This window comes from Pseudomonas sp. R2-37-08W, from assembly GCF_003851705.1.
In the GTDB taxonomy this organism is placed as follows: domain Bacteria; phylum Pseudomonadota; class Gammaproteobacteria; order Pseudomonadales; family Pseudomonadaceae; genus Aquipseudomonas.
On record NZ_CP027728.1, the window covers coordinates 1,995,521 to 2,018,373 of the forward strand.

Sequence of the window (22,853 nt, forward strand, 5' to 3'; positions counted from 1 at the left end):
TAAAGCAAAAACGGGCGCGAGAGTATAGGCCTCTCGCGCCCGTTTTTATATGACCGCTGGTATCAGCGGACTTTACCCTCAGCCTGCAGCAGCTCTTCCTTGCTGAAATCATCCACGTCGATCACCTTGCGGCGAGCCGCTTCGGCGTCACGCAGGGTTTGCGCTTCGGCGGGTTGCAGCACGCCAGCGTGCAGCGCGGCGTCGATGGCATGCTCGCCGGCAGTCGGTTTGACTTGCCCGCTCTTGAGCGCGGCGTGCAGTTTTTTCTGCAGCGGATGGCTGGCACCGAGCAGGTTATATGCATGTTGCAGTGCGCCCACCGGGTCTTGCGCCGATTGTGGGCGATAGCAGCCAGCCAGCAGCTCTTCCAGGGTCGGGTCGCCCTTGGCACGGCCGATCACCGCGGCAACCTCGGCATCCAGGGCATCGGACGGCCCGGTATGCCGGCGTCCGAACGGGAACACGATCACCCGCAGCAGGCAGCCGAGGATTTTATTCGGGAAGTTGCTCAGCAATTCATCCAGTGCGCGCTCGGACTGGCCAAGGCTTTCTTCCATGGCCCAAGCGAACAGCGGTTCCAGGTGATCCGGCGAATCCAGGTCGTGGTAACGCTTGAGCGCCGCCGACGCCAGGTACATGTGGCTCAGCACATCACCCAGGCGCGCCGACAGCCGTTCACGGCGTTTCAATTCGCCGCCCAGCAGCATCATGCTCAGGTCTGCGAGCAGGGCGAACGCGGCGGCCTGACGGTTGAGTGCGCGGAAATAACCCTGGCTCAAACGGTTGCCTGGGGCTTTTTCGAAGTGACCGATGCCCAGGTTCAATACCAAGGTACTGGCGGCGTTGCTCACGGCGAATCCGATGTGTTGCATCAACAGCCCATCGAACTCCTTCAATGCCTGGTCATGGTCTTCACGACCGGCCAGGGCCATTTCCTTGAGCACGAACGGATGGCAGCGAATCGCACCCTGGCCGAAGATCATCAGGTTACGCGAAAGGATATTCGCGCCTTCCACGGTGATGAAGATCGGCGCCCCTTGCCAGCTACGGCCCAGGTAGTTGTTCGGGCCCATGATGATGCCCTTGCCTCCATGCACGTCCATGGCGTGGCTGATGCACTCGCGGCCGCGTTCGGTGAGGTGGTACTTGAGGATCGCCGACAGCACCGAGGGCTTTTCGCCCATGTCCACGGCATTGGCGGTGAGCATGCGGGCGCTGTCCATCAGCCAGGCGTTGCCGCCGATGCGCGCCAGGGCTTCCTGGATACCTTCGAAGGCCGACAGCGGCACGTTGAACTGTTCACGTACTTGGGCGTATTGGCCGGTCACCAGGCTGGTGAACTTGGCGGCGCCGGTGCCCACCGCAGGCAGGGAGATGGAACGGCCCACGGACAGGCAGTTCATCAGCATCATCCAGCCCTTGCCGAGCATCTCCTGGCCGCCGATGAGGAATTCGAGCGGAATGAAGACGTCTTTGCCCGAGTTGGGGCCATTCATGAAGGCAGCGCCCAGGGGCAGGTGGCGGCGGCCGATTTCGACGCCGGGGGTGTCGGTAGGAATCAGTGCGAGGCTGATGCCCAGGTCTTCTTCCTCGCCCAGCAGATGGTCCGGGTCATGGGCCTTGAACGCCAGGCCGAGCAAGGTCGCGACCGGACCGAGGGTGATGTAGCGCTTTTCCCAGTTCAGGCGCAGGCCGAGGGTTTCCTTGCCTTGCCACTCGCCTTTGCAGATGACGCCGGTGTCGGGCATGGCACCGGCATCGGAGCCGGCCAGCGGGCCGGTCAGGGCGAAACACGGAATATCGTCGCCACGCGCCAGGCGGGGCAGGTAATGGTTGCGTTGCTCGTCGGTGCCGTAGTGCAACAGCAATTCGGCAGGGCCCAGGGAGTTGGGCACCATGACGGTGGAAGCCAGGTCGCCGCTGCGGGTGGCCAGTTTCATCGCGACCTGGGAGTGGGCATAGGCTGAGAAGCCCTTGCCGCCGTATTCCTTGGGAATGATCAGGGCGAAGAAACCATGGGTCTTGATGTGCTCCCAGGCAGCGGGGGGCAGGTCCATGGCCTGGCCGATTTCCCAATCACTGACCATGGCGCAGAGTTCTTCGGTGGGGCCGTCGATGAAGGCCTGTTCTTCCTCGGTCAATTGCACCTTGGGGTAGGCCAGCAATTTGTCCCAGTCAGGGCGCCCGCTGAACAGTTCGCCATCCCACCACACCGTGCCCGCGTCGATAGCATCGCGCTCGGTTTCGGACATCGGCGGCAGGACTTTCTGGAACCAGCTGAACAACGGCTTGGTAAAGTATTGGCGGCGCAGGTCGGGCAGCAGCAGGGGTACGGCCACGATCGCGATCAGCACCCAGAAAATCAGCAGCAGCCAACCCGGTGCATGGCTCCATGCGCCCATCGCCAACAGGTAAACGGCGACCACACCCAGGGCGGGCAGGGGCGCGGTGCGGCGGTGTGCCAGGTAGGCAATGCCGACCACCAGAACCAGTATCCACAACAACAGCATATTCAATCCTCCGTGAAACCAGGGGCGAAACCACCAGGGAGCTTAGACGGCGTCCGGCCAAGCGGGGTGATCAGGGTGTTACAAGTTGTACTGGGGATACCTGAGTCCCAGCCGCTTCATCGATAGTGACCACCTTGCAGGGGTGGAGTTCGCCGGGAAACATCGCGGAACCCGCGCGGATTTATATGACCAGGCAGTCAATCTCGACGGCGACGTGCATGAGGCGGTGCGTTGCAACCCCTGCACCTTGAACACCCAGGCTTGCCGGGCGGCGGGCAGAGTGATTCAAGGCGCATGTGAACCGGCGTATGCTGCAACGTTCATCAAGCCATGTTCACCAACGATAAGGCGCGGTCATGCTGAAAATCTGGGGTCGTAAAAACTCATCAAATGTCAGGAAGGCACTCTGGTGCGCCGAGGAACTCGGCCTGGACTATGAGGCGATTGATGCGGGCGGCGCTTTTGGTGTGGTCGACACGCCGCAATACCGGGCCTTGAACCCCAATGGCCGGGTGCCGATGATCGAAGACGGCGACTTTGTACTGTGGGAATCCAACACCATCGTGCGTTACTTGTGCGCCAAGCACGCGTCGGACTTTTACCCAAGTGACCTGCAAATCCGGGCCAGCGCCGAAAAGTGGATGGACTGGACCACGTCCACGCTCGCCGATCCCTTCAAGGCCGTGTTCTGGGGCATCGTGCGCACACCGCCGGAAAAACAAAACTGGGACAGCATCAATGCCGGGCGCCAAGCCTGCATCGATGCACTCAAAACGGTCGACCAGGCCCTTGCCGAGCAACCTTACCTTTCCGGCAAAGCCTTCGGCATCGGTGATATTCCCCTGGGCTGCTTCATTTATGCCTGGTTCGAGATGCCCATCGAACGCCCGGCAATGCCCAACCTGGAGGCGTGGTACCAGCGCCTGAAGCTACGTCCGGCCTACCGCAAGGCAGTGATGACCGCGTTGACCTGATACACACTATTAACAAGGGTGACTGTACTTGTGCGGCGCGGGCACGCACCATGCTGGAACACATCGCAGGTTGAACTACCTGCGCTGTGCCCTCATCTATTGTTTCTATTCTTTTCCTTGGTGCGTAATCCGATATGAGTTCCGCTCTGTCCATCCGGCAGCTAACCAAAACCTACGGCAACGGTTTCCAGGCCCTGAGTGGTATCGATCTGGACGTCGCCGAAGGTGATTTCTTCGCCTTGCTCGGCCCCAACGGTGCCGGCAAATCCACCACCATCGGTATCCTCTCGACCCTGGTCAACAAGACCAGCGGCACGGTGAATATCTTCGGCCATGACCTGGACAAATCCCCGGCGGCGCTCAAGCGTTCCATCGGCGTGGTGCCTCAGGAATTCAACTTCAACCAGTTCGAAAAGACCTTCGACATTGTCGTGACCCAGGCCGGTTACTACGGCATCCCGCCGAAAATCGCCAAGGAACGCGCCGAGCAGTACCTGACCCAACTGGGCCTGTGGGACAAGCGCGATGTGCCTTCGCGCTCGTTGTCCGGCGGCATGAAGCGGCGCTTGATGATCGCCCGCGCACTGGTGCATGAACCGCGCCTGCTGATCCTCGACGAGCCCACCGCTGGCGTGGACATCGAGTTGCGTCGTTCGATGTGGACCTTTCTCACCGAGCTGAACGAGAAGGGCATCACCATCATCCTCACGACCCACTATCTGGAAGAGGCCGAGCAGTTGTGCCGCAACATCGGCATCATCGACCACGGCACGATTGTCGAGAACACCAGCATGCGTAACCTGCTGGGCCAGCTCCATGTGGAAACCTTCCTGCTCGACCTGAAAAACAACCTGTCGGCACCGCCGCAATTGTTGGGCTACCCGAGCCGCCTGGTGGACAGCCACACGCTGGAAGTGCAGGTGGACAAAGCCATGGGCATTACGGCGCTGTTCAGCCAACTGGCGGCCCAGAACATCGAAGTGTTGAGCCTGCGTAACAAAACTAATCGCCTTGAGGAGTTGTTCGTGTCCCTGGTGGAGAAAAATCTGGCGAAGGTGGCGGTATGAGTTCCGAACTGCAACCCAACCTCGTCGCGCTGCAGACCATCGTCTACCGCGAAGTGAAGCGCTTTACCCGGATCTGGCCGCAGACCTTGCTGCCGCCGGCGATCACCATGGTCCTGTACTTCGTGATCTTCGGTAACCTGATCGGCCGGCAGATCGGTGACATGGGTGGCTTCACCTATATGGAGTACATCGTGCCGGGCCTGATCATGATGTCGGTGATCACCAACTCCTACGGCAACGTGGTGTCGAGTTTCTTTGGCAGCAAGTTTCAGCGCTCCATCGAAGAGCTGATGGTGTCACCGGTGTCGCCGCACACCATCCTGATCGGCTACACCTTGGGCGGCGTGCTGCGTGGCTTGATGGTGGGTGTGATCGTGACCCTGCTGTCGTTGTTCTTCACCCACCTGCAAGTGCATCACCTGGGGGTCACCATTCTGGTCGTGGTGCTCACGGCGACGATCTTCTCGCTGCTGGGGTTTATCAACGCGGTGTTTGCGCGCAACTTCGATGATATTTCGATCATTCCGACCTTCGTGCTGACGCCGCTGACCTACCTGGGCGGGGTGTTCTACTCCATCACGTTGCTGCCGCCGTTCTGGCAGACCGTGTCCCTGGCCAACCCGGTGCTGCACATGGTCAACGCTTTCCGCTACGGCATCCTGGGCGTGTCGGATATCAAGATCAGCGTGGCGATCACGTTCATGGTTGTCGCTACCATCGTCTTGTATATCGGTTGTGCGCGGTTGCTGGTAAGCGGGCGTGGGATGCGTACGTAACCACTGACGATACGCGGTAAGAAAATGTGGGAGGGGGCTTGCTCCCGATAGCGGTCTGTCAGCCAGCCTTGTACTGACTGACCCAACGCTATCGGGGGCAAGCCCCCTCCCACATTTGGTTTTGTATAAGGCTTTAGGTTTTCAGCGCCAAGTCGATCAGCGTATGCAGCTCTTCAACCGCCAGCGGCTGGGTCGAAAACAGAATTCGAAACACCGTGGGTGCCGCGAGCAGATTGATCAAACGATCCACACTGGGGGCTGGCTGGTCCGGGTAACGGTCAACGATCACCTGCAACTGCCCGCTCAGAATGCTCACGCAATACCCCGGCGTCACGCTGCACTGCACGTCGCGCATCATGTTGCGCCCAGGCTCCGAACTCATTTCATCCAGATATTGTTCCGCCCAGGCTTGCAGGTCGCCGCGCAGGCTGCCGGTGGTGGCCGGCTCGCTGTCCGGGCGCATGCGCGCCAGGGCCACGTCGGCCAGCAGCGCAGAGAGGTCACCCCAGCGCCGGTAGATGGTCGAGGGCGTGACGCCCGCGCGTGTCGCAATCATCGGCACGGTGACGCTGGCGCGCTCATGGGTTTCCAGCAGTTCGCGGACGGCCGAATGCACGGATTCTTGTACCCGGGCACTACGGCCCCCCGGGCGAAGGCCTTCTTTGATCGCCATGGGTAAAACCTTAACACAAAGAATTTGCTTTAAGCGCCGACGGGTAGCACACTCCACAAAAGCAAAATATTAGCTTTAGCGGAGCGTGCCTATGCCCAGCAACCCGTCTCAACGGTCCAGCCTGACATTTCTGGTGATCACCGTACTGACCTTTCTCGCCGCCTCCAGCGCGCCGACGCCGTTGTACCAGGTGTATCAGGACAACCTGCATTTCTCGGCAGCGATGCTGACGCTGATCTTCGGCGTGTATGCCGTGAGTCTGCTGGCGGCGCTGCTGACCGTGGGATCGCTGTCGGATTACATCGGGCGCAAGCCGGTGATTTTCGTCGCGCTGGTCCTGAATATCGTGGCGATGCTGCTGTTTATCAACGCCGACAGCGCCGCCTGCCTGATTGCCGCGCGGGGGCTGCAAGGCTTTGCCACGGGTACGGCGACGGCAGTGTTGAGCGCAACGCTGCTCGACACCGACCGCCTGCGCGGGCCGATGCTCAATAGCCTCGCGCCGATGCTGGGGATGGCCAGTGGCGGTTTGGGCAGCGGTTTGCTGGTGGAATATGCGCCCTGGCCGACCCAGTTGATCTACTTCACCCTGCTCGGATTGATGGTGCTTCAGGCGCTGTATGTGTGGCGCTTGTCGGAAACCGTCAGCCGCATACCGGGTGCCTTGAAATCCCTGGCGCCGACCCTGCACGTGCCGAAGCAGGCGCGCCGGGCCCTGGGCTTGGCGATGCCGTTGAATGTGGCGGTATGGGCGCTGGGTGGTTTCTATTCATCCCTGGCGCCGTCGCTGGTGCGAGCAGCAACGGGTTCGACTTCGCACCTGATCGGCGGCGGACTGGTGGCCGTAATTACCTTGAGTGGCGCAGTGATGATCTACAGCCTGCGCGAGCACCCGGCGGATAAGGTCATGCGCCTGTCTGCGATGTTGCTGGCGGCGGGCGTGGCACTGTTGCTGACGGCTGTGCAAAGCGCCAGCCTGTGGTTGTTCTTTGTCGCCAGTGTGGTGGCCGGCCTGGGTTTTGGCGGCGGGTTCATGGGCAGTGTGCGCAGTATCGTCGGGTTGGCATTGCCCCATGAGCGCGCAGGGTTGATGTCGGCGTTCTACGTGTTGAGTTACCTGGCGTTCTGCTTGCCGGCGCTGCTGGCGGGTAACTTGAGCCGGGAGTTTGGTTTGATCGCTACCACCGATGCGTACGGCGCACTCCTGATTCTGCTGGCCCTGGGCGCTTTGGCCGGAATGCGCTTGCAGCGCTCGCTATATCTGCATAACAGATAACATATAGAGATATTACCCGTTATATAGATATTCGATCCGCTTCTATGATGGCTTCAACCTCATGCGAGGAAGAGGATTGCCATCATGACCTGCCTGACTCCCATCAGCTATAAACCCTTCAGTCACCTGGCCCGTCCCCGGGAAGTGATTCGTCAGTTCACCCCCAACTGGTTTGCCGCGACCATGGGCACCGGCGTGCTGGCGCTGGCCCTGGCGCAACTGCCGGTGGCACTGCCCGGCGTGCATGCCGTCGCCGAAGGGCTGTGGATGTTTACCATCGGCCTGTTCATCCTGTTCAGCGCGCTGTATGCCGCACGCTGGGTGATGTTTTTCCACGAGGCGCGGCGGATTTTCGGGCACTCCACCGTCTCGATGTTTTTCGGCACCATCCCCATGGGCCTGGCGACTCTACTGAATGGTTTGCTGCTGTTTGGCCTGCCACGCTGGGGCAACGCTGTGATCCCCCTGGCCGAAGCCCTGTGGTGGCTGGACGTGGCCATGGCGTTGGCCTGCGGCGTGTTGATTCCGTTCATGATGTTCACCCGCCAGGAGCACAGCATCGACCAGATGACCGCGGTGTGGCTGCTGCCGGTGGTGGCCGCTGAAGTCGCCGCCGCGAGCGGGGGCCTGCTGGCGCCGCACCTGGCGGATGCCCATGGGCAACTGGTGATGCTGGTGACCAGCTACGTACTCTGGGCGTTCTCCCTGCCGGTGGCCTTCAGCATCCTGACCATCCTGATGCTGCGCATGGCCCTGCACAAACTGCCCCACGCCAACATGGCGGCCTCGAGCTGGCTGGCGCTGGGGCCCATCGGCACCGGTGCCCTGGGCATGTTGTTGCTCGGCGGCGATGCGCCTGCGATCTTTGCCGCCAATGGCCTGCCGGGTGTCGGCGAGATGGCCAACGGGCTCGGCCTGGTGGCGGGCATCACCCTGTGGGGTTTCGGCTTGTGGTGGATGTTGCTGGCGGTGTTGATCACCCTGCGTTACCTGCGCGCCGGTATCCCGTTCAACTTGGGCTGGTGGGGCTTTACCTTCCCACTGGGGGTGTACGCGCTGGCCACGCTCAAGCTTGCAAGCCTGCTGCACCTGGGGTTCTTCAGCGTATTGGGCAGTGGGCTGGTGGTGGCCCTGGCGCTGATGTGGCTGATCGTGGCCACGCGCACGGTGCAGGGTGCCTATAAAGGCGAGCTTTTTGTTTCACCTTGCATTGCAGGGCTAGCGAATAAGTAAGCCGGATTAGGTAAAGTCGTGGCCTGATCAATAACAGGCCACGCAGGAACACGGACGATGAGCCACCCCTCACAATTCACCTTGCTGCGCACGCGGCGTTTCCTGCCGTTTTTCATCACCCAGCTCCTGGGTGCCTTCAACGACAACATCTTCAAGCAATCGCTGATCCTGGCGATTCTCTACAAGCTCACCCTCGACGGTGACCGTTCCATCTGGGTCAACCTGTGCGCCTTGCTGTTCATCCTGCCGTTCTTCCTGTTCTCGGCGCTGGCCGGGCAGTTTGGCGAGAAATTCAACAAGGACGCGTTGATCCGCGCGATCAAGCTTGGTGAGATCGTGATCATGGCGGTGGGGGCCACCGGCTTTCTGTTCGATCACCTGGAATTGATGCTGCTGGCGCTGTTCGCCATGGGCACCCACTCGGCGCTGTTCGGCCCGGTGAAATATTCGATCATGCCCCAGGCGCTGCACGACGATGAGCTGGTCGGCGGCAACGGCCTGGTGGAAATGGGCACGTTCCTGGCAATCCTCGCCGGCACCATCGGCGCGGGCATCATGATGTCGTCCACCCATTACGCGCCGGTGGTGGCCGTGGCGATTGTCGGCGTGGCGCTGTTGGGGTACCTCGCCAGCCGCAGCATTCCACGGGCGGCGGCTTCTACGCCGCAATTGCGCCTGGACTGGAACATCTTCACCCAGTCCTGGGCCACGCTGCGCATGGGCCTGGGACAGACCCCGGCGGTGTCGCGCTCGATCGTCGGCAATTCATGGTTCTGGTTCGTCGGCGCGATCTACCTGACGCAGATTCCGGCCTACGCAAAGGAATGGCTGTATGGCGACGAAACCGTGGTCACCCTGATCCTCACCGTGTTCTCGGTGGGGATCGCCCTTGGTTCGATGCTCTGTGAAAAGCTGTCCGGGCGTAAGGTGGAAATCGGCCTGGTACCGTTCGGCTCGTTCGGCCTGACGGTGTTCGGCCTGCTGCTGTGGTGGCATTCCGGCGGCTTCGCGCAGAATGTCCAGCCCAACGACTGGCTTGCGGTGCTCGGCTACGGCCAAGCCTGGTGGGTGTTGTTCGATATCCTCGGCCTGGGCGTGTTTGGTGGCTTTTACATCGTGCCGCTGTACGCGCTGATCCAGTCGCGCACCGCCGAGAATCAGCGTGCGCGCGTGATCGCCGCCAACAACATCCTCAATGCGCTGTTCATGGTGGTCTCGGCGATTGTGTCGATCCTGCTGCTGAGCGTGGCCAAGCTGTCGATCCCCGAGTTGTTCCTGGTGGTGTCGCTGCTCAACATTGCGGTCAATACCTACATCTTCAGGATCGTGCCCGAGTTCACCATGCGCTTCATGATCTGGCTGCTCAGCCATTCCATGTACCGCGTCGAGCACCGCAACCTGGAGCAGATTCCGGATGAAGGCGCGGCCTTGCTCGTTTGCAACCATGTGTCGTTTGTCGATGCGCTGCTGATTGGCGGCGCAGTGCGTCGGCCGATTCGTTTTGTCATGTACTACAAGATCTACCGCTTGCCGGTGCTCAACTTCGTCTTCCGCACCGCCGGGGCGATTCCGATTGCGGGGCGTCACGAAGACATCCAGATCTACGAAAAGGCCTTCACGCGGATCGCCAAATACTTGAAGGACGGTGAGCTGGTGTGCATCTTCCCGGAAGGCAAGTTGACCGGCGATGGCGAGATGAATGAGTTTCGCGGCGGCGTGACGCGGATTCTGGAAGAGACGCCGGTGCCGGTGATTCCGATGGCGTTGCAGGGGCTGTGGGGGAGTTTTTTCAGTCGCGATCCGGATAAGGGGTTGTTCCATCGGATCTGGTCGCGGGTGGTCTTGGTGGCAGGTGAGCCTGTTCGTGTAGAGGAGGCGACACCTGCGCAGTTGCAGGCTGTGGTCGGTGTTCTGCGTGGGAGTGTCAGGTAGTTCTGTGCTGGATGTACTGGCCTCATCGGGGGCAAGCCCCCTCCCACATTTGAATGCGTTCACAAATCAAAAGTGGGAGGGGGCTTGCCCCCGATGGCGGTAGTGGCCTAGGTGGAGATCTTGAGGCCAATAAGCCCGCAGATGATCAACGCCACGCTGGCCAACCGAAACAGCGCCATGGATTCCCCAAACAGGATAATCCCGGCGATCACCGTACCCACGGCACCCACCCCGGTCCATACGGCGTAGGCGGTGCCCAGCGGCAGCTCCTTTACCGCCATCCCCAGCAGGCCAAGGCTGATGGCCATGGCGGCAATGGTCAGTGCGGTGGGCAGGGGCTTGCTGAAACCGTCGGTGTATTTCAGGCCGACAGCCCAGCCGACTTCGAACAACCCGGCAAAAAACAGGATGATCCAGGACATGATGACCTCGCTTCTTCAGGCGGGGTCGTCCCCGGATTCAACGCTCGTTGGCGTCGCGGGGTCGTCCCCGCGAAGCGCTTAGAGTGCCGAACATGCACCCCACGATCAAGTTTGCGGGGTGTTCTCCAGCGCGCGGCGGTCTTCCTTCTCGCTCATGCGGCGAAAGTAGGTCGAGAGCAACGCCCCGGAAATATTGTGCCAGACGCTGAACAGCGCACTGGGCACCGCCGCCAGCGGCGAGAAGTGCGCGCTCGCCAGCGCGGCGCCGAGCCCGGAGTTCTGCATACCCACTTCCAGCGCCAGTGACTTGCGTTGGGCCAGGGGCAGCTTGAACAGTCGCCCGGTGAAGTAACCGAGCAAATAGCCGAAGCTGTTGTGCAGCATCACCACCGCCATGATCAACAGGCCCGACTCGGCAATCTTCGCCTGGCTGGCGGCAACCACCGCGGCGACGATGATCACGATGCTGACCACCGAGACCAGCGGCAGCACCTCGACCGCATGCCGTACTCGACTCCCCAGCAGCCGCTGCGCGACCACCCCGAGCACGATAGGCAGCAGCACCACTTGCAGGATCGACCAGAACAACTCCATGAACGACACCGGCAGCCAGGCCGAGGCCAGCAGCCAGATCAACGCCGGCGTGAGCAGCGGGGCGAGGAGGGTGGTGACGGCAGCGATGGCCACCGACAGCGCCAGGTCGCCACGGGCCAGCCAGGTCATCACGTTGGATGAAGTGCCGCTCGGGCAGCAGCCGACCAGAATCACCCCGACGGCAATTTCCGGCGGCAGGTGAAAGACCTGGCACAACAGCCACGCCACGCCCGGCATGATTACAAAGTGCGCGACCACGCCGAGGGCGACGCGCCAGGGATGGCGGGCCACCTCAGCGAAGTCTTCAAGTTTCAAGGTCAGGCCCATGCCGAACATCACCAGGCCCAGCAACGGCACAATGGCGCTTTTCAGGCCGATGAACCACGCGGGTTCGAGGAAGGCGAGCACCGCGAACATCAGCACCCAGTAGGCGAAGGTATTGCCGACGAAGCGGCTCAGGGCGGCGAGTGCGCGCATGGGATAGTCCTTGTTATAGAAATTTGTAAATGCGGTCGAATGTGGGAGGGGGCTTGCTCCCGATGGCGGTGGTTCAGTCAAAGATACGTTGGCTGACACTCTGCCATCGGGAGCAAGCCCCCTCCCACATTTCGCTCTTCACCCGGCTTAGATGCCTTGTGGCGTCTCTTCACCGCCGAGTGCTTCGATCAGCGCTGGCAGGAACTCGCCGAAGGTCAGCATCATCAGGGTAAAGCTGGCATCCAGTTGCCCCAGGGCTTCGTCGCCGCCGTCCTGTTCGGCCTGGTCCTGCAGCAGGTCTTCGAACTTCAGGCGCTTGACGGTCATTTTGTCGTCGAGCATGAAGGACAGCTTGTCCTGCCAGGCCAGGGACAATTGGGTCACGACTTTACCGGTGGTCAGGTGCAGCTGGATTTCTTCGCCGGTCAGGTCCTGGCGCTTGCAGCGCACGATGCCGCCGTCTTCGTGGGTGTCGCGCAGTTCGCATTCGTCGAGCACGAAGAAGTCGTCGGCGGGTTTCTGGGTGGTGACCCAGTCGGTCATGATCGCCGTCGGTGCGGTTTTCACGGTCAGTGGGCGAACGGGCAGGGTGCCGATCACTTCGCGCAAGGTAGAAAGCAAGTCTTCGGCGCGTTTCGGGCTGGCCGAGTTCACCAGGATCAGGCCCTGTTTCGGCGCGATGGCGGCGAAGGTCGACGAGCGACGAATAAAGGCGCGCGGCAGGAACGCCTGGATGATTTCATCCTTGATCTGGTCGCGTTCCTTTTTATAGACCTTGCGCATTTGCTCGGCCTCGATTTCCTCGACCTTCTCTTTAACCGCATCGCGCACCACGCTGCCCGGCAGGATGCGTTCTTCCTTGCGTGCGGCAATCAGCAGGAAGTCGCCGCTGACGTGCACCAGGGGCGCGTCTTCACCTTTACCGAAAGGCGCGACGAAACCGTAAGTCGTCAACTCCTGGCTTGCGCACGGGCGCGCCAGTTTGGTGGCCATGGCCGCTTCCAACGCCTCGGCATCAACGGGCAGATCTTGGGTCAGGCGATAGATAAGCAGGTTCTTGAACCACATGGGGTGAGTCTCTCCTCTATACAAAGGGGGCATTATTCTCTTGATCACGCCCCAGGCCAACCCTGCGTAAGCCATTGGAAGGGCTGAAAAAAAAGATTTAAGAAAGTGCTTGCCAGACCTGGGGGCGCTCCGTAGAATGCGCGCCACACCGAAACGAAGGGTGATTAGCTCAGCTGGGAGAGCATCTGCCTTACAAGCAGAGGGTCGGCGGTTCGATCCCGTCATCACCCACCATTCGCTTCAAGTGTTACGCGCAGCGGTAGTTCAGTCGGTTAGAATACCGGCCTGTCACGCCGGGGGTCGCGGGTTCGAGTCCCGTCCGCTGCGCCATATTCGGTAACCTGGAACGCTGAACGCCAGGTCACCACAAGAAGCCCGCTCATTGAGCGGGCTTTTTATTGTGCGAAATATGGCAAAAAGTCGTGCGGTAAATTTTTTTTAAATAAACTGCATTTAAATCAAGACATTACGATTTTTTGATGTATGATGCGCCCACACCGAAACGAAGGGTGATTAGCTCAGCTGGGAGAGCATCTGCCTTACAAGCAGAGGGTCGGCGGTTCGATCCCGTCATCACCCACCATTCGCTTCAAGTGTTACGCGCAGCGGTAGTTCAGTCGGTTAGAATACCGGCCTGTCACGCCGGGGGTCGCGGGTTCGAGTCCCGTCCGCTGCGCCATATTCGGTAACCTGGAACACTGAACGCCAGGTCGCCACAAGAAGCCCGCTCATTGAGCGGGCTTTTTTTCGTCTGCACAATTTCGCTGCAATTGCATCCCCAACCACGGTTTTAATAAGACGGTTAAGCTGCGTCGTTAGAACAACGGGAGGGGCGTCATGCAGCACCTGGATCACTTATCCTTGCACTTGTTCATTCTGGTCTGTGAAGAGGGCACGATTGCACGCGCCAGCGAGCGGGCATTCATTGCGCCGTCGGCGGTCAGTAAACGTATTTCCGATATTGAGGCGCGGTTTGGTACGCCGCTGCTGAACCGCAGCAAGCGCGGGGTCGAACCGACGCCGGCGGGGTTGGCGCTACTTCGGCACGCTCGGTCCCTGACGCGGGCCATGGAGCGGCTCGATAGCGAGCTTAGCGAATACGCTGAAGGCGCCCGAGGACATGTACGGGTCTTGGCAAACATCTCATCAATCATGGAGTTCCTGCCCGAGGAACTGTCGGACTTCATGATCGAGCATCCAAGAATCCAGGCAGACATCGAAGAGCGTTTCAGTCCCGACGTGGTGCGCGGGGTAGCCGAAGGCAATGCCGATTTAGGTATTTGTCGACGATCAATGGCCGTGGGCGATCTGGAATTTCTGCCCTATCGCCGGGATCACCTGGCGGTCGTCGTAGGGGCGAACCATGCCCTGGCCGGTCGTACTCATATTGCGTTCGCAGAGACCCTGGCCTTTGATCACTTGGGGCTGTCGGCTTTCGCCACGTTGAATAACTTCATGCGCAGTGAAGCGACGAAGGAGGGCCACGAGCTGCGGTTTCGCTCCTATGTGTCGTCATTTGACGCAGCTTTTCGGCTGGTGCAATTCGGCTTGGGACTTGCCGTATTCCCCCTGGAAGCAGTGGAGCGGTATGCGCGGTTGTTTGACTTGCGGATCATCCCGCTGACCGACGATTGGGCATTGGGTGAGTTTGTTATCTGTGTCCGTGACCGGGATGCACTTTCGCTGTCGGCCCGGCGATTGCTGGACCATCTGCTTTTGCGCGCGACATCGCTTGCGTCCCGCACCTGACTGTATCCGTCGCCGTTGGCGATGGATCACCGCGTAAATGACGTCTTTTTGCTGACTCCCTGGCTCTCTAATCTGAAGGTGCGCTTCAGCCTGTGAGAGCTTTTTTCATGACAACAATAACAATCAACGAAGTCGGCATGCGTGATGGTTTGCAAAGCCTTCAAGCCACTATGCCGACATCCGCCAAACGACAATGGATTGATGCCGCCTATGCCGCAGGTGTGCGGTACATGGAGGTCGCGTCCTTTGTTCCCGCCAAACTGTTGCCGCAGATGGCCGATGCCAAAGCAGTCGTCGCCCATGCCTTGAGTTTTCCGGATCTGGTTGTCACGGTCCTGGCGCCTAACCTGCGCGGCTGTCGCGATGCGCTGGAATCCGGCGCGCACCGTATCATTGCGCCCGTGTCCGTCAGCGCAGCCCACAGCCTGGCCAATGTGCGCCGGACTCCGTTGGAAATGGTCGAAGAGCTGGCGCGAATGTGCCAGTTGCGTACTGAATCCGGCTTGCACAACGTTCAAGTGATTGCCGGCATGTCCGTGGCCTTCGGCTGTACCCGCCAAGGTGATGTGCCATTGAGCGATCTCTGCGCGTTGACCGGGCATGTGTTGCAAGCCGGCTGCGATCTGGTGTCCCTGGGAGACACCACGGGCTACGCCAATCCCGGCCAGGTGGCGACCACCTTGCAGGCGGTTCGCGCCATCGCAGGTGACAAGCTCAGGGCCGCGCACTTCCACGACACTCGAGGCCTGGCGCTTGCCAATAGCCTGGTCGCCGTTCAGCAAGGTATCACCGAACTCGACTCGTCACTGGCCGGATTGGGCGGGTGTCCGTTTGCACCAGGTGCATCCGGCAATACGGTTACAGAAGACTTGGTGTTCATGCTGCAAAGCATGGGCTACCAGACGGGCATCGACCTGGCAGCCCTGATCGCTTCCCGCCATGTGCTCAGCGAAGCACTGCCGCACGAGACGCTCTACGGCTGCATTGCACGAGCTGGCCTGCCACTCAATTACGCATCAGTCGCCGGTCGCTTCTGAACCTGCCAGATCAAGGAGAACCCTAATGTCCAGGCTTCCATTGGACGGCATTCGTGTCGTTGAAATTTCTCACATGGTGATGGGCCCGACCTGCGGAATGATCCTGGGTGACCTCGGTGCCGAGGTGATCAAGATTGAACCGATCCGTGGCGACGGTACACGCCGTCTGCTAGGCGCCGGTGCCGGTTTTTTTCGCACGTTCAACCGCAACAAACAGTGCATCGCCATCGACGTCAATACTCAACAAGGACGAGATGCGGTACTGGAGCTGATCGATACCGCTGACGTATTCATCGAGAATTTCAAGCCCGGCCGCATGAGCGAGCTCGGCTTCGGTTACGCGGCGATTCGAGCGCGTAACCCGCGCATTATCTACGCCTCGCACAAAGGCTTTCTCAACGGCCCCTACGACAATCGCCTGGCCCTGGATGAAGTTGTGCAAATGATGGCAGGCCTTGCCTATATGACCGGCCCGGTAGGCAGGCCTCTGCGTGCCGGCAGTTCGGTGAACGACATCATGGGCGGCATGTTCGGTGCTATCGGTGTGCTTGCTGCGCTCAACGATCGTCATCTCACCGGCGTCGGTCGTGAGGTGCAAAGCGCGCTTTACGAAAACTGCGTATTGCTCGCTGCTCAGCATATGCAGCAATACGCCGTGACCGGCCAAGCGGCTGCACCGATGCCAAACCGTATCAGTGCATGGGCCATTTACGATGTATTCGAGTTTGCCAATGGGGAGCAGATGTTCGTCGCCGCCACGGGTGAAGGTCAGTGGACCGCCCTGTGTCAATTGCTTGGCCAGACCGCGTTGCTGGATGACCAGACCCTTGCTACCAACAATGATCGCGTGCTGCAGCGGCCACGTCTGCTGGCTCACTTGGCTGAAGTCTTTGCCAGCATGGACGCTCAAGCGCTGGCCCTGGAACTTGAGGCCAACAGTATTCCGTTTGCTCCGATTCGACGGCCCGAGGAACTGTTCGAGGATCCTCATCTGCTGCACAGCGGTGGCCTGGCAAATCTTGAACTTGAAGACGGATCGTTCACCGCCATGCCACTGCTGCCGTTGTCCCTGGATGGTGAGCGACTGCAACCCCGTCGATCTATCCCACGCATCGGCGAGCACACCCACAACGTCATGCGTGAACTGGGCTACAGCGACGAACACATTGCCGAGCTGTGTGCCGCCGGTGTCCTGAAAACCGACGCTCAGCCTTGAGGAAGAACTGCCATGGCTATTTATCAATACGACACCCTTATTCCTGTCATTCACGCCGAAACTTTCATCGCGCAAGACGCTACCGTCATCGGCAATGTCACGCTGGCGCAGGGCGTCAGTGTCTGGCCGCAGGCTGTTCTGCGGGGTGACAACGAGCCGATTCACATCGGTCAGCACAGCAATGTGCAGGAGGGGGCGGTGCTGCATGCCGATCCGGGATTTGCGCTGACGGTGGGCGAGGGCGTCACTATCGGCCACCAGGCCATGTTGCACGGTTGCACCGTCGGCGACGGAGCGCTGATCGGGATTCAGGCTGTTGTGCTCAATGGCGCGGTCATCGGCAGCAATTGCCTGGTCGGCGCCGGGGCGGTTGTCACCGAAGGCAAGGTGTTCCCGGACAACTCACTTATTCTCGGCGCACCTGCCAAAGTCGTGCGCGAACTGACACCTGAAGCAATTGCCGGCATGCATCGAAACGCCGCCGACTATGTCGTCAAAGGTCAGGCTTACAAGGCCAAACTTATTCTGATCGGCTGAACCCATTGAGCAGGGTTCCTCAAGAGCCTTGCCTCTCTCCAATAATTACAACAATGGAGAAACATCATGGTTGCCATGACTGGCGAGATCGCGCTTGCGCGCAACGCAGAAACAATCAATGAGCTGCTGCTCTACCGGCGTGTGGCCTGGCGCATCATGCCGCTGGCCATTATCTGCTTTCTCTTTTCCTATTTTGACCGGATCAACATCAGCTTCGCCAAGACCCAGATGCAGCAAGAATTGGGTTTGTCCGACGCGGCGTACGGCCTGGCCGCGAGCATGTTCTTTTTCGGCTACGTACTATTTGAAGTCCCCAGCAGCCTGGGGCTCAAGCGCTATGGCGCGCCTGCCTGGATCTGCCGGATCATGATCTCCTGGGGGTTGGCAACGGCGGCGTTAATGTTCGCCTACACGCAATACACCCTGTACTTCCTGCGTTTTCTGATTGGCGTTATGGAAGCCGGTTTTGGCCCGGCGATCCTGTTCTACCTGGCGTGCTGGTTTCCCAAGAAGCACCTGGCGAAGATGAATGGCCTCTGGTTCCTCGCTGTCCCTCTGGCAGGCGCGGTCGGGGGGCCAGCGGCGGGAATCCTGTTGGGCACGATGGACGGCGTGTTCGGTCTGGCTGGCTGGCACTGGCTGTTCCTGATGTCCGGACTGCCCTGTGTGGTGCTCGGCCTGCTAGTGCTGTGGAAGCTGGACCGAGACATCGAATCGGCCAAATGGTTAAGCCGTAGCGAGAAGGATCTGCTGGCGGCGAACCTGGCGCATGACAAAGTCAACGATAAGCCGGTATTGGGGTCCTTGTGGCGTGTGTTGCTGACCCGGGAAGTCGCGATCATGGCGTTCATCTACTTTGTGATCAAGACAGCTTCTTATGGCCTCAACTTCTGGATGCCGCACCTGATCAAGTCGTCCGGTGTACAGAGTCTATTCTGGATAGGGATGCTTTCGGCGCTGCCTTACATCGTGGCCTGTATCGGCATGATATGGCTGACCCGGCGTTCCGATCGTACGGGTGAGCGCAAGACTTACCTTGTTCTGTGCCTGTTGGCGGCAGCCGTCGGCTATCTGTTGGCTTGCCTGTTCTCGGATTCATCCTGGGCCATGATGGCAGCGCTCGTACTCGCTACTGCGGGTACCTTTATTGCGATCCCGATTTTCTGGACCATCCCGCAATCGACCTTTTCGGGACTGGCGATCGCCACGGGGACTGCGGCGATCAACTCCATCGGTCAACTGAGCGGTATGGTTGCCCCGGTGATGGTGGGGAAAATCAATGATCTGACCGGCTCTACCTACATGGGCATGCTCTCCATCGCACCGCTGATTCTGGTCGCTGGTTTCGTGGTCCTGCGTTACGTCAAGAATCCCGGGGCCTGACCCCGTTATTCAATCCTGCAAGGGATGGTCCGCTGAATCCGCCCGGCAGGCTTTGTGCTTCAGCCGATCGCCTGGGTCACCAGCGCAAACTCGGTGACCCCGGCGCTTGATCGGGGCGGCACACCGCGCACCATCCGTGGCGCGTTATCCACGCAGGGCAGCCCCAGGTTTTCCAGCCAGTCGGCCAACCCGCATGCGGTGGGAATATCGAAACGCACGAACGCACCCGGGATCAACCGAAGAAGGTGAGTGATCAAGTGTCGGGCCTGCTCCGGGTGTTGCGCGACGACGGGGCCAATGAGGTGGCCGCGACCAAATTGGCGCAGCAGGGCGCACCCTTGCAGGTGCCCCTCTACCTCGATGCCCACCACGTGCTCGGCCGTCGGCAGCAGGTCGTTGAGTACACCGGTGCGGTCCAGGCCACTGGCGGCATTGGCCAGTTCGATTACCTTGGGGTAGTCGGCCCGGTTCAGTACGCGACATTGCGCGTGGCGGGTCTCGGGTAGGGGCTCCGGCGTCTGCGGCACGCCCTGATGTTGCTGAATCCGTGCAAATTCAACGAACCCCATGCTGGCGTACAGCGGCGCGCCTGACTCAGTGGCATTGAGGATCGGCGTGCGCGGGCCCACGCTGTCCAGGCACAGATTCATCAAGCGACGCCCGATGCCTTTGCGCTGGTGCTGATGACTGACGATCACCAGTCCGATGAACGAATAGGCCCCCTGATGGCAGGCGAATGCAACGCCCGCCAAGACACCGTCCTGTTCGGCGACGAAGCCTTCGGATGTGCGCTGCACCATCGCCCAGTCTTCCTCGCGGTGCGGCCATTTGAGGTGCACGGACAGTGCATGGGCGGCGGGCATGTCGGCGGCGGTTGCCGGGCGATACAGGTAAGCGCAACTCACATCGGTTTCCTCTGCTGGCATGCAGGCTCCGAGCCTACGGTGCGTTGCGGCTGTGGCGATAATCGCTGACGGCCTCGTACACCGCCTTGCGCAGGCGGTTGATGCCGCCGATGGGGCGGTGTTCTTCCACGCCGAACCAGGGGTTGAATGACTGGTTGTCACAGGCGAGATTCAGCGCGGGCGTGTCGAAGTCCTGCGCCGGAACCCGCACCTTGGCCACGGTTTCAAAAGGGGCGTCGCTTTCCTTCCATTCGATGCTGGTGTCTTCGATGGGCATGAATGTCTGCGGGTTCTGTCGCTGGATCTGCAACACGAAGCACGCCGGTACGCGGTCGGTGGAGAGCTGCTGGTTCAGGGCGCTGCGCAGGAAGTTCGGCAGGTCCAGGTTCTGTTTGGGCAACGTATATTCCGGGCAGCTTTGCGGGTCGGGGGCGACGCGGAACTTGGCGTTGGCCGCACCGAACTTATAAGGCGAAACCGAAAAGTAGGTGGTCTGCGTCGGGCTGGCCGGGGCGGGGGCGAGGGTTGCCAGGGCGATGAACAGGTGACGTATCTGCCAGGTGCGTGGGTCGGCCTTGGGGAAGAACGCCAGCGCTTTCTTGCCATCCGCCTGGGCCCCGATGTTCTGCGCATATTCGGCCACATCGCTGACAAAGAAGTTCGGGTGGCTGAACATCACGAAGTCCTGTTCCGTGCGCGCTTGCTGATCGGCCATCAGCTGTTTGCCCGGTACATCCAGCAGTTTGATGGCCATGCCGCGGGCATCGCGGATGCTGTCGAATTGCGGGTACGCGTTGCCGTTGGACAAGCGCATCGTCGCATGCCAGGTCTTGCCCGGCTCGGCGAATACACCCTGGCGCAAGGCCGGGTCGAGGTCGGCCAGCACGCTGACTTCGGCTTTCACACAGCCGTGGGCCTTGGCATGGGCATCGCGCAGGTAGCGCGTGCCTTCGCGGTGCTGGTCGACGATGCGTACCGCCGTCTGAATGATGCCCTGGGTCATGGCGGCTTCACCTGGAGGGATCTGTTCGTCCGGCGACACCGGGCCGCTGTGCTGCCAGGCGAACCACAGGCTCGCGGCCAGCCATACCAGCAAGCCCAGGCCCACCAGCCACAGCAGTGTTTTGCCAACGAAGGCGCCGAGACGCAGCCAGATACGCGCGAGCATGGAGGATTCCTTGTGGGGTGATCGGATCATCATGGCAACTGTTGCTCCAGCGGGCCGCCCAGCACTTTGAGGTATTCCAGCAGCGCCCAGCGTTCTTCGGGGAGCAAGCCCCGGCCGATCACGCCGTTGCCACGCTGGCCGGCACGGAATTCGTGGCCGCTGTTGTGGTTGCCGGTAATTTTGGTATCGAACACAAAGGCATTCTTGAACGCGTCGGTCTCAAAGCCGAGATGGCGCGGATCATAGTTGAACGTGCCTTTATAGAAGGTGCTGCTGCGTTCATCCTGGGGTGAAAGCAACTGGTAAATCGTCGGCACGGAACCGTTGTGCAGGAACGGCGGGGTGGCCCACACGCCCGCCAACGGCCGGGCTTTGTAAGCACGTAATTCCCTGACCCCGATGGGCAGGCCAAACCCATCCAGGCCGGGGCGTTCGGCAGGAGTCACGCCTGCGGCGCGGTAGGCGTGTTCTTCAACGAGCGCGGTGACATATGCCAGGCCCTGGGCCACGGACAGGTGTTTGGGGTCCAGTGGCTTGGTTGGTGTGGGGTGCAGCTGCACATTGAGCGTGGCCAGTTCCGCTGGATCCCATTGCAGGGCGCTGAGGTCGTAGCGCTGGTCGGCAATGTTGTTGGCGGTGTTGGGGTCGGTGCCGATGTAGTCCACCGCCAGCATCTTCAATTGTTGCACCGGGCGACCTTTGTCCGCGATGGCGCTGGGCACGTGGCAACCGGCGCAGTTTTCCGCGAACAGTGCGCGGCCTCGAGCGGCGAGCGGTTTGTCGATGGCGCCGAACAGGTCTTCGGGCCAGGTGGGCGCCTTGAGGCGCTGCAAGGTTTCTTCGATCAGGTTCAGATCACGCACGCGTACGCTGGACGGGTAGCGCGCGTCGCCCTGCAAAGGCTGGCCGGCAGCGTCGAAGAAGTCCAGGGTCGCGCCCACGCCGAGGGCTTCACCGATATTGCGTGCCATGGGTTGCTGGGCCGAACCGTTCCATTGCACCCAGTCGAAGGTCCAGATATCCCACAGCTGCGGGTAGTCCACCGGGGCGTTGGCGATGCGGTAGTTCTGCGGCGAAATGGCATCGCCGAAGCTGGCATTGGCGATGCGGCCGAAGGCGTCGGTGCGCCCCGGTCCTTCTTCGGTGGGGTAGAGGCCACGGTGGGTATCGTTCCAGGCGACCTTGAGGAACCTGTTCAGCGACTGTTTGAAGTCCCGGCGCAGTTGGCTGTGCTCGGCTTCGTAGCGGTCGCCCAGGACCTGGCGGGCGAAGCGCTCGAACTTCCATGGGCTGTAATAAGTCGCCGCAAGGCTGGCGACCAAGGCCTGGCCGAAACTGCCTCCGCGCAAGGTCGGCACGCTTGACGGCAGCACATGCTGGGCTGAGCCGCCGTCGATGCGCAGGGCCTGGCCCTTGAAGTGCAACTCACCGGTGTGGCAGGCGGCGCAGGTGATATCCAGGTATTCAACGTCGCTGCCGGCATTTTTATGCCGGGCGAAACCTACAGGCAGGTTGCCGGGGTTTTGCGTGGTGGGCACTTGCTTGGGGTCGACCAGGAAACCGAAACGGGCCAGGTACTCAGGCGTGGCAAAACGGCGCTCGGAAAACGGCAGTTCCAGGGCGCTGAACCAGTCGTAGTGCAGGCCTTTGACCTGGGTGCCCTGGGGTGTGAAGTAATAGGTCTGGCGGTCGGCGGCGCTCCATTGATCCTGGTAGTGCACCTGCTCCACGGGCACGTAATCCGGCAGCTTGGGGTTGACGATGTAGTAGAGCACCACGGCCAGAATCAGGCCCAGGGCTGTGAGGATCACGAGCAATACACGGGAAAAAATGCGCAAGTTAACTATCCTTGTCGA

General features: G+C 60.7%; 19 protein-coding genes, 4 tRNA genes and 1 pseudogene. 16 read left to right on the top strand and 8 right to left on the bottom strand.

The features are described 5' to 3' along the window. Nucleotides 1-62: 62 nt before the first annotated feature. Nucleotides 63-2,510 carry an acyl-CoA dehydrogenase gene (locus C4J93_RS09320; protein ID WP_124429161.1) on the bottom strand — a complete coding sequence of 816 codons (2,448 nt, stop codon included), beginning with the start codon at nucleotides 2,508-2,510 and terminating at the stop codon, nucleotides 63-65. 85 nt (nucleotides 2,511-2,595) lie between these two features. On the opposite strand from C4J93_RS09320, the pseudogene C4J93_RS27355 reads away from it, so the two are divergent. The 4 genes and pseudogenes from C4J93_RS27355 to C4J93_RS09340 all read left to right on the top strand — a co-directional run. Continuing rightward, nucleotides 2,596-2,758 (top strand): annotated as a pseudogene (locus C4J93_RS27355) (cysteine protease); the annotation flags it as partial. Nucleotides 2,759-2,866: 108 nt separating this feature from the next. After that, nucleotides 2,867-3,484 (top strand): glutathione S-transferase family protein, encoded by a 618-nt coding sequence (locus C4J93_RS09330; RefSeq protein WP_124403585.1) that lies wholly within the window; start codon nucleotides 2,867-2,869, stop codon nucleotides 3,482-3,484. A 134-nt stretch (nucleotides 3,485-3,618) separates the two neighbouring features. Next, nucleotides 3,619-4,551: an ABC transporter ATP-binding protein gene (locus tag C4J93_RS09335; RefSeq protein WP_124366461.1), complete on the top strand. Its 933-nt coding sequence runs from the start codon at nucleotides 3,619-3,621 to the stop codon at nucleotides 4,549-4,551. Then, nucleotides 4,548-5,327, top strand: a complete 780-nt coding sequence (locus C4J93_RS09340) for an ABC transporter permease (protein ID WP_124370200.1) — start codon at nucleotides 4,548-4,550, stop codon at nucleotides 5,325-5,327. The genes C4J93_RS09335 and C4J93_RS09340 overlap by 4 nt, the downstream gene beginning before the upstream one ends. 133 nt (nucleotides 5,328-5,460) lie before the next feature. Here C4J93_RS09340 and C4J93_RS09345 read toward each other — a convergent pair whose 3' ends face one another. After that, nucleotides 5,461-6,000 (bottom strand): TetR/AcrR family transcriptional regulator, encoded by a 540-nt coding sequence (locus tag C4J93_RS09345; RefSeq protein ID WP_124429162.1) that lies wholly within the window; start codon nucleotides 5,998-6,000, stop codon nucleotides 5,461-5,463. Nucleotides 6,001-6,091: 91 nt separating this feature from the next. Here C4J93_RS09345 and C4J93_RS09350 point away from each other — a divergent pair, with 91 nt between their 5' ends. The 3 genes from C4J93_RS09350 to C4J93_RS09360 all read left to right on the top strand — a co-directional run bounded on the left by C4J93_RS09350 (nucleotide 6,092) and on the right by C4J93_RS09360 (nucleotide 10,441). Then, entirely contained in the window at nucleotides 6,092-7,276 is a 1,185-nt protein-coding gene (locus C4J93_RS09350; protein ID WP_124429163.1) for an MFS transporter, read from the top strand. Nucleotides 7,277-7,360: 84 nt separating this feature from the next. Further along, nucleotides 7,361-8,509: a TDT family transporter gene (locus C4J93_RS09355; RefSeq protein ID WP_124429164.1), complete on the top strand. Its 1,149-nt coding sequence runs from the start codon at nucleotides 7,361-7,363 to the stop codon at nucleotides 8,507-8,509. Nucleotides 8,510-8,566: 57 nt separating this feature from the next. Continuing rightward, a complete protein-coding gene (locus C4J93_RS09360) occupies nucleotides 8,567-10,441 on the top strand; it encodes an MFS transporter (protein ID WP_124429165.1) in 1,875 nt (624 codons plus the stop codon). Between the two features lie 107 nt (nucleotides 10,442-10,548). Here C4J93_RS09360 and sugE read toward each other — a convergent pair whose 3' ends face one another. The 3 genes from sugE to rdgC all read right to left on the bottom strand — a co-directional run bounded on the left by sugE (nucleotide 10,549) and on the right by rdgC (nucleotide 13,002). Continuing rightward, the gene (gene sugE / locus C4J93_RS09365; RefSeq protein ID WP_124362026.1) at nucleotides 10,549-10,863 is read right to left on the bottom strand and encodes a quaternary ammonium compound efflux SMR transporter SugE; all 315 of its coding nucleotides are present in this window, start codon (nucleotides 10,861-10,863) and stop codon (nucleotides 10,549-10,551) included. Nucleotides 10,864-10,968: 105 nt separating this feature from the next. Continuing rightward, nucleotides 10,969-11,934 (bottom strand): bile acid:sodium symporter family protein, encoded by a 966-nt coding sequence (locus C4J93_RS09370; RefSeq protein WP_124429166.1) that lies wholly within the window; start codon nucleotides 11,932-11,934, stop codon nucleotides 10,969-10,971. Between the two features lie 147 nt (nucleotides 11,935-12,081). Continuing rightward, nucleotides 12,082-13,002, bottom strand: a complete 921-nt coding sequence (gene rdgC, locus C4J93_RS09375) for a recombination-associated protein RdgC (protein WP_124357762.1) — start codon at nucleotides 13,000-13,002, stop codon at nucleotides 12,082-12,084. A gap of 158 nt (nucleotides 13,003-13,160) precedes the next feature. Here rdgC and C4J93_RS09380 point away from each other — a divergent pair. From C4J93_RS09380 to C4J93_RS09420, 9 genes are all read left to right on the top strand, one after another. After that, nucleotides 13,161-13,236: transfer RNA gene (locus C4J93_RS09380), tRNA-Val, on the top strand. Nucleotides 13,237-13,255: 19 nt separating this feature from the next. After that, nucleotides 13,256-13,332, top strand: a tRNA-Asp gene (locus C4J93_RS09385). Between the two features lie 177 nt (nucleotides 13,333-13,509). Then, nucleotides 13,510-13,585, top strand: a tRNA-Val gene (locus C4J93_RS09390). Nucleotides 13,586-13,604: 19 nt separating this feature from the next. Continuing rightward, nucleotides 13,605-13,681: transfer RNA gene (locus C4J93_RS09395), tRNA-Asp, on the top strand. A gap of 158 nt (nucleotides 13,682-13,839) precedes the next feature. Next, the gene (locus tag C4J93_RS09400) at nucleotides 13,840-14,751 is read left to right on the top strand and encodes a LysR family transcriptional regulator (protein WP_124370206.1); all 912 of its coding nucleotides are present in this window, start codon (nucleotides 13,840-13,842) and stop codon (nucleotides 14,749-14,751) included. A gap of 107 nt (nucleotides 14,752-14,858) precedes the next feature. After that, nucleotides 14,859-15,788, top strand: a complete 930-nt coding sequence (locus tag C4J93_RS09405; RefSeq protein WP_124429168.1) for a hydroxymethylglutaryl-CoA lyase — start codon at nucleotides 14,859-14,861, stop codon at nucleotides 15,786-15,788. 25 nt (nucleotides 15,789-15,813) lie between these two features. After that, nucleotides 15,814-17,004 carry a CaiB/BaiF CoA-transferase family protein gene (locus C4J93_RS09410; RefSeq protein WP_124429169.1) on the top strand — a complete coding sequence of 397 codons (1,191 nt, stop codon included), beginning with the start codon at nucleotides 15,814-15,816 and terminating at the stop codon, nucleotides 17,002-17,004. Nucleotides 17,005-17,016: 12 nt separating this feature from the next. Beyond that, the gene (locus tag C4J93_RS09415) at nucleotides 17,017-17,541 is read left to right on the top strand and encodes a gamma carbonic anhydrase family protein (RefSeq protein ID WP_124429170.1); all 525 of its coding nucleotides are present in this window, start codon (nucleotides 17,017-17,019) and stop codon (nucleotides 17,539-17,541) included. A 66-nt stretch (nucleotides 17,542-17,607) separates the two neighbouring features. Further along, nucleotides 17,608-18,924, top strand: coding sequence for an MFS transporter (locus tag C4J93_RS09420; protein WP_124429171.1), 1,317 nt, complete (start codon nucleotides 17,608-17,610; stop codon nucleotides 18,922-18,924). Nucleotides 18,925-18,983: 59 nt separating this feature from the next. On the opposite strand, the gene C4J93_RS09425 is transcribed toward C4J93_RS09420, so the two are convergent. The 3 genes from C4J93_RS09425 to C4J93_RS09435 are packed head-to-tail and all read right to left on the bottom strand — an operon-like array spanning nucleotide 18,984 to nucleotide 22,835. Beyond that, nucleotides 18,984-19,850: a GNAT family N-acetyltransferase gene (locus tag C4J93_RS09425; protein ID WP_177413529.1), complete on the bottom strand. Its 867-nt coding sequence runs from the start codon at nucleotides 19,848-19,850 to the stop codon at nucleotides 18,984-18,986. Between the two features lie 13 nt (nucleotides 19,851-19,863). Next, on the bottom strand, nucleotides 19,864-20,997 hold the full coding sequence (locus tag C4J93_RS09430; RefSeq protein ID WP_372238163.1) for a catalase family protein: 1,134 nt from the start codon (nucleotides 20,995-20,997) through the stop codon (nucleotides 19,864-19,866). Between the two features lie 29 nt (nucleotides 20,998-21,026). Next, nucleotides 21,027-22,835 (bottom strand): cytochrome c, encoded by a 1,809-nt coding sequence (locus C4J93_RS09435; protein WP_124429173.1) that lies wholly within the window; start codon nucleotides 22,833-22,835, stop codon nucleotides 21,027-21,029. Between the last annotated feature and the right edge of the window lie 18 nt (nucleotides 22,836-22,853).

What these genes read in the sequence shown, in the direction of transcription:
- C4J93_RS09360 (WP_124429165.1), top strand. Translation starts at nt 8,567, where the DNA reads ATGAGCCACCCCTCACAATTCACCTTGCTGCGCACGCGGCGTTTCCTG.
- C4J93_RS09425 (WP_177413529.1), bottom strand. Translation starts at nt 19,850, where the DNA reads ATGCCAGCAGAGGAAACCGATGTGAGTTGCGCTTACCTGTATCGCCCG.
- rdgC (WP_124357762.1), bottom strand. Translation starts at nt 13,002, where the DNA reads ATGTGGTTCAAGAACCTGCTTATCTATCGCCTGACCCAAGATCTGCCC.
- C4J93_RS09345 (WP_124429162.1), bottom strand. Translation starts at nt 6,000, where the DNA reads ATGGCGATCAAAGAAGGCCTTCGCCCGGGGGGCCGTAGTGCCCGGGTA.
- C4J93_RS09415 (WP_124429170.1), top strand. Translation starts at nt 17,017, where the DNA reads ATGGCTATTTATCAATACGACACCCTTATTCCTGTCATTCACGCCGAA.
- C4J93_RS09335 (WP_124366461.1), top strand. Translation starts at nt 3,619, where the DNA reads ATGAGTTCCGCTCTGTCCATCCGGCAGCTAACCAAAACCTACGGCAAC.
- C4J93_RS09330 (WP_124403585.1), top strand. Translation starts at nt 2,867, where the DNA reads ATGCTGAAAATCTGGGGTCGTAAAAACTCATCAAATGTCAGGAAGGCA.
- C4J93_RS09340 (WP_124370200.1), top strand. Translation starts at nt 4,548, where the DNA reads ATGAGTTCCGAACTGCAACCCAACCTCGTCGCGCTGCAGACCATCGTC.
- C4J93_RS09355 (WP_124429164.1), top strand. Translation starts at nt 7,361, where the DNA reads ATGACCTGCCTGACTCCCATCAGCTATAAACCCTTCAGTCACCTGGCC.
- sugE (WP_124362026.1), bottom strand. Translation starts at nt 10,863, where the DNA reads ATGTCCTGGATCATCCTGTTTTTTGCCGGGTTGTTCGAAGTCGGCTGG.
- C4J93_RS09430 (WP_372238163.1), bottom strand. Translation starts at nt 20,997, where the DNA reads ATGCTCGCGCGTATCTGGCTGCGTCTCGGCGCCTTCGTTGGCAAAACA.
- C4J93_RS09400 (WP_124370206.1), top strand. Translation starts at nt 13,840, where the DNA reads ATGCAGCACCTGGATCACTTATCCTTGCACTTGTTCATTCTGGTCTGT.
- C4J93_RS09420 (WP_124429171.1), top strand. Translation starts at nt 17,608, where the DNA reads ATGGTTGCCATGACTGGCGAGATCGCGCTTGCGCGCAACGCAGAAACA.
- C4J93_RS09370 (WP_124429166.1), bottom strand. Translation starts at nt 11,934, where the DNA reads ATGCGCGCACTCGCCGCCCTGAGCCGCTTCGTCGGCAATACCTTCGCC.
- C4J93_RS09320 (WP_124429161.1), bottom strand. Translation starts at nt 2,510, where the DNA reads ATGCTGTTGTTGTGGATACTGGTTCTGGTGGTCGGCATTGCCTACCTG.
- C4J93_RS09410 (WP_124429169.1), top strand. Translation starts at nt 15,814, where the DNA reads ATGTCCAGGCTTCCATTGGACGGCATTCGTGTCGTTGAAATTTCTCAC.
- C4J93_RS09350 (WP_124429163.1), top strand. Translation starts at nt 6,092, where the DNA reads ATGCCCAGCAACCCGTCTCAACGGTCCAGCCTGACATTTCTGGTGATC.
- C4J93_RS09405 (WP_124429168.1), top strand. Translation starts at nt 14,859, where the DNA reads ATGACAACAATAACAATCAACGAAGTCGGCATGCGTGATGGTTTGCAA.